Consider the following 4,503-nt stretch of genomic DNA (forward strand, 5'->3'; position numbering starts at 1 on the left):
TCGCCGAGCAGGAGCGGCTCGACATGTCGCTCAAATATGCGCCGCGCATCTCGGCGATCCATCATGAGGATGCCGACAGCCCGACCGAATGCCAGTTCGCCATGTCGCCATCCTTCTGCGCCCAATATTATGACTCGGTTCTGCACATCCCGAGCTATCGGGACTGGTTCTTCAACACCAGCTATCTGCCCGCCTTTCGCTATCACAAGCGGCTGCTCCAGCTCCTGCAGGCGAACAACGCGGGGCGCTGGACGCTCAAGAACCCCTGGCATCCGCTGTTCCTCGACGACATGACGAGCGTCTATCCCGACGCGCAGCTCGCGATGACGCACCGCGATCCCGCCGATGTCGTCGGTTCGGCCTGCAGCCTCGTCTTCAACGTCCGCAAGATGTTCAGCGCCGAGGTCGATCCGATCGAAGTCGGCAAGGCGCTCGTCCAGACCTTCGACCTGATGATCGAGCGGATGCTCGCCTATCGCGAAAAGCACGGGCAGGATTCGATCCACGACATCCAGTATGAGGATCAGGTGCGCGATCCGATCGGCGAGATGCGCAAACTCTACGCGCGCTTCGACGAGCCTTTCACCGCCGAAGCCGAAGCCGGGATGGCTGCCTATCTGGCCTGCAACCCGCAGGGCAAGCACGGCAAGCACAGCTATGCGCTCGAGGATTACGGGCTGACGCGCGCGGGCGTGCACGCGCACTTCAAGGATTATTGCGAGCGCTTCAGCATCCCCTGCAAGGCCTGACGCGGCACGACACCGTCAGCCGACGACCTGTGCCGCGCGCAATTCCTCGATCTGGGCCGGCGTAAGCCCCAATATCTCTTCCAGTATCTCGCTCGTATGCTGTCCGAGCACGGGCGGTGCCTCGGGGACGGGCTGCGCATTGCCCGGAAACCTGATCGAGCGGTTCACGATCGGGATCTTGCCGAGCACCTTGTGCTCGGTCTCCACCACCAACTCCCGCGCGATGGCCTGGGGCTGCGACAGGGCATCCTTCACGCCCAGTATCGGTGCGTGCGGCACCTGATGCTCGGCGAGCAGCGCGGCAAGTTCCTTGACCGTCCGCCGGATCGTGAATTCCGAGATCATCGCATTGATCGCCTCGCGATTGTCACGCCGTTTCTCGATCGTGTCGAACCGCGGATCATCGACATGCCCGGGCATGTCGAGCGCCGCACAGATCCGCCCCCAAAAGCCGTTGGTCAGGCATGCAATGACGATCGAGCCGTCGCTGGCGGGGAATATACCATAGGGCACCAGATTGGGATGCTGCGACCCTTGCGGCTTCGGGTCTTCGCCCGTGAAGAACGCGAGTTGCGCGAGATAGCCGAGCATCCCGATCATCCCGTCCATCAGGCTGACATCGATCAGACGGCCACGGCCAGTGACGCTCCGCTCATAGAGCGCTGCAAGGATACCCATCGGGCCGTTGATCCCGCCCACAAGATCGCCAAGCGGGATGCCGAGCTTGGTCGGCAAGGCGCCCGGCTCGCCATTGACGCTGAGCGCGCCCGACATGGCCTGGAGGACGATGTCGAACGATGGCCGATCCTTCAGCGGCCCGGTCATCCCGAAACCCGAGATTGCGCAATAGATCAGCCGCGGGTTGAGCGCCGACAGCGTTTCATAGCCAAGGCCGAGACGGTCCATCACGCCCGGACGGTAATTCTCGATCAATATATCGCATTTGGTGGCGAGATCACGGGCCAGCGCGACGCCCGCATCGGTCTTGAGGTCGATGACGATGCTCTTCTTGCCGCGGTTGACGCTCAGAAAATAATGGCTCTCGCCTTCGCGCATCGGCGGGAAGGTGCGCGTTTCGTCGCCCGTGCCCGGTGGTTCGACCTTGATGATCTCGGCCCCGAGGTCGGCGAGCGCAAGCGCCGCGGCTGGCCCCGCGAGCACGCGGGTGAAATCGAGCACGCGAATGCCGGCAAGCGGCCCCTTCCAGAGAGTGCTTTTGTCCTTCTGCATCGTTCAGCCCAGATGTTCCCGAAAGAAGGCGATGATCGCCTCACAGGCATCCCGCCCCTCGGGCAGCGAAACCTGATAATGATAGCAATGGCCCATGCCCTCACCGACGATCAGGGTCGACCGCACACCTGCCTTCAGCAACTGGCTGTTGGTGTATATGGCGGGGCTCAGGTCCATCGCGCGCGTGCCGGTGAGGATCAGGGTCGGCGGGAAAGTGGCCAGCACATCGAGGTGATAGCCGGGCCAGGCGCTCGGGTCCTTGCGATCCCAACCCTCGAAATAGCCCCGGGTGATGTCCGCCAGTGACCCGCCCGCATCCGGCGGCGGAAACGACCCATCGATATAGCCCGCGACATAGGCGGATTCCCCCGCATCGAAGGGCACAGCGCCGGCCCCGAAAATGCCGATAGCCCCGGCCTGAGGCAGCCCGTTCGCTGGAAGCCAGGCAGCGGCCTGCGCGGTCAGCGCCCCGCCCGCAGATCCGCCATAGATGCCGATCCGCCCGGGCGCATAGTCCTTCAGCAGCACAGCATAGACGGCGGCAACGTCTTCGACTCCCGCCGGGTGGCGGTGCTCGGGGGCCATGCGGTAATTCACGCTCACCACGCGATAGCCGCCCATCGCCGCGATCGGGATCGACTCCATCTTCGCGATGCCGTCCCAGCCGACGATAAAGGCGCCCCCGTGCAGGTTGATGAGGACACGCTCGGGATCATGACCGCCGCCGGCGGGCGTCACCTCCATCACCTCGACCCCGCCAATCGTGGTGGTCGTGATGTCGACCGCGAACATGTCGCGCAACCGCGCAACGGCGGGTTCGGTATAGGCCTGGATCTGCGCGCGCCGCACGGCAATATCGGGTTCAACCCCGGCGGCATCGAAAGCCGGCATTGTCGCGCGCATCCGCTGGAATGCGGCCGCTTCGTCGCTCAGCAGGCCGGAAACCGGCAGCAGGAATGCCGGAACGCGCACGTCCCCGTTCACATCGAATTGCGGCGCCTCCGCCGGATGTTGTGCCATACCCTCTCCTTTTCGGTCCTGCGGTTCTTACGACACAGCCCGGACCTTGTGTGAAGGCCCGGGCTGCAATCGCTCCGCATGTTTCAACACCAGCGGCGGCGGCAATCAGCCCCGGCTCGGAAGCTCGGCGATCGCGGTACCGAACGCAGACACCTCGCCACGGTGCGTGGTCGCGGTCTGCTGGATCTCGACATAATGCTTGCCGTTCTCGGCGAACTTGCGCGTCACGCTGCCGTCGATGAAGATCACGTCGCCGTCGGGATTGTGGCGGCGGATCTGGCACTTGCTCTTGTGCAGGAAGCCGTCGTCACCAATCCAGTTGGTGATGTGATGGGTCAGCCACGAGCAGCGCTCCGGACCGTAATCATACGCGCCGGGCGCACCGACCTCGAGCGCGAACGCCTCGTCCCAGTGCACGCGCTCGGGGCAATCGGGCACGTTGAAGCGGTTCTTGATGCCGAGGCCCGGATGCGCCTGCTGCATCTTGTACGCCAGCTTGTTGGCGCGGATGTAGAGCCCGCCCCAGCCCTGCGCGTAGCAGATGAAGCCGGTGACCGTCATCGGCCCCTTCATCATGCGCGGCAGTTCCTCGCCTTCCTTCACGTCTTCCCAGTAACGCGGCGTCGCGCCACGCACTTCTTCATTGGCATAGAGCTTCGACCATTCGGCGAGCTGCTCATCGGTGAAGGGTTCCACCTTGCCCTTGACGTCGGTGTACTTGGTGCCGCGCTCGCGCGCTTCGTCACGGTCGGTGCGGAACACCCAGCTATCGCCCTCGGCCACCAGATCGCCATTCTGGTTGTAGAAATCGACATGGTAGATCTGCTGGAAGCTGCGCCCAGCGAACTTGGTCTGATGCTCGACCAGATCCTTCAGATGCGCCTCGGTCTTGATCGTGTCGTTGCGCAGCACAGGCTTGTGCCATGTCCAGTCGGCACCCGCCCACATCGCGTGAACGCCTGAAAGCCCGCCGCAATAGCCCGAGATGAGCCGGCTCGTCGTGAAGAGGAAGCTCGGCAGTGCGACGATCGAGCCATACTTCGTCTTCGCGGCATATTCGGGATCGCACCACAGCGGATTATCGTCGCCGATACCGTGGGCATAGTGGCGGATCGCGTCGCGGCTCGCCTCATAGTTCCACGGCTCCACGGTGTTCTCGATCTTCACGCCGATGCGCGAACGCAGGTCTTCGAGACCTTCCTCGGTAATCTTCGGAAATTTGTTGGTCGGTTTTTCGAGCACTGTTGCCATTGTTCTTCTCCTGAAATTCAGTTGACGAGCGCAGCCGCGGCGGCGGCCTCGCGATCGCGCAGCACCTTGCGGTGAACCTTGCCCGCAGGGGTTTTGGGGAGTTCACCCACAAATTCGACGAGGCGCGGGAATTCGTGCTGCGCCAGCCGTTCCCGCGTGAAATTCTGCAATTCGGTGACGAACGCGTCGCTCGGGCTCCGATCGGTGACGACGAATGCCTTCACCACAAGCCCGCGTGTCGCGTCGGGCGCGC

At 63.5% G+C, this 4,503-nt stretch carries 5 protein-coding genes; 1 reads left to right on the top strand and 4 read right to left on the bottom strand.

All coding sequences use genetic code 11. The annotated features are described in order from the left end of the window. Nucleotides 1-749: sulfotransferase (locus tag MKI88_RS21205; protein ID WP_241633538.1), on the top strand; the 749-nt coding region annotated here is incomplete at its 5' end. 15 nt (nt 750-764) lie between these two features. On the opposite strand, the gene MKI88_RS21210 is transcribed toward MKI88_RS21205, so the two are convergent. The 4 genes from MKI88_RS21210 to MKI88_RS21225 form a co-directional block, all read right to left on the bottom strand. Then, nucleotides 765-1,979: a CaiB/BaiF CoA-transferase family protein gene (locus MKI88_RS21210; RefSeq protein ID WP_241633539.1), complete on the bottom strand. Its 1,215-nt coding sequence runs from the start codon at nt 1,977-1,979 to the stop codon at nt 765-767. Nucleotides 1,980-1,982: 3 nt separating this feature from the next. After that, the gene (locus MKI88_RS21215) at nt 1,983-2,999 is read right to left on the bottom strand and encodes an alpha/beta hydrolase (protein ID WP_241633540.1); all 1,017 of its coding nucleotides are present in this window, start codon (nt 2,997-2,999) and stop codon (nt 1,983-1,985) included. Nucleotides 3,000-3,104: 105 nt separating this feature from the next. Continuing rightward, on the bottom strand, nt 3,105-4,250 hold the full coding sequence (locus tag MKI88_RS21220) for a MaoC family dehydratase N-terminal domain-containing protein (RefSeq protein ID WP_241633541.1): 1,146 nt from the start codon (nt 4,248-4,250) through the stop codon (nt 3,105-3,107). A 17-nt stretch (nt 4,251-4,267) separates the two neighbouring features. Then, nucleotides 4,268-4,503, bottom strand: a 236-nt coding sequence (locus MKI88_RS21225; RefSeq protein ID WP_407073397.1) for an AMP-binding enzyme, incomplete at its 5' end; no start/stop codon positions are given.

The sequence above is a fragment of the Sphingomonas sp. LaA6.9 genome, assembly GCF_022601895.1.
GTDB lineage: Bacteria > Pseudomonadota > Alphaproteobacteria > Sphingomonadales > Sphingomonadaceae > Sphingobium_A.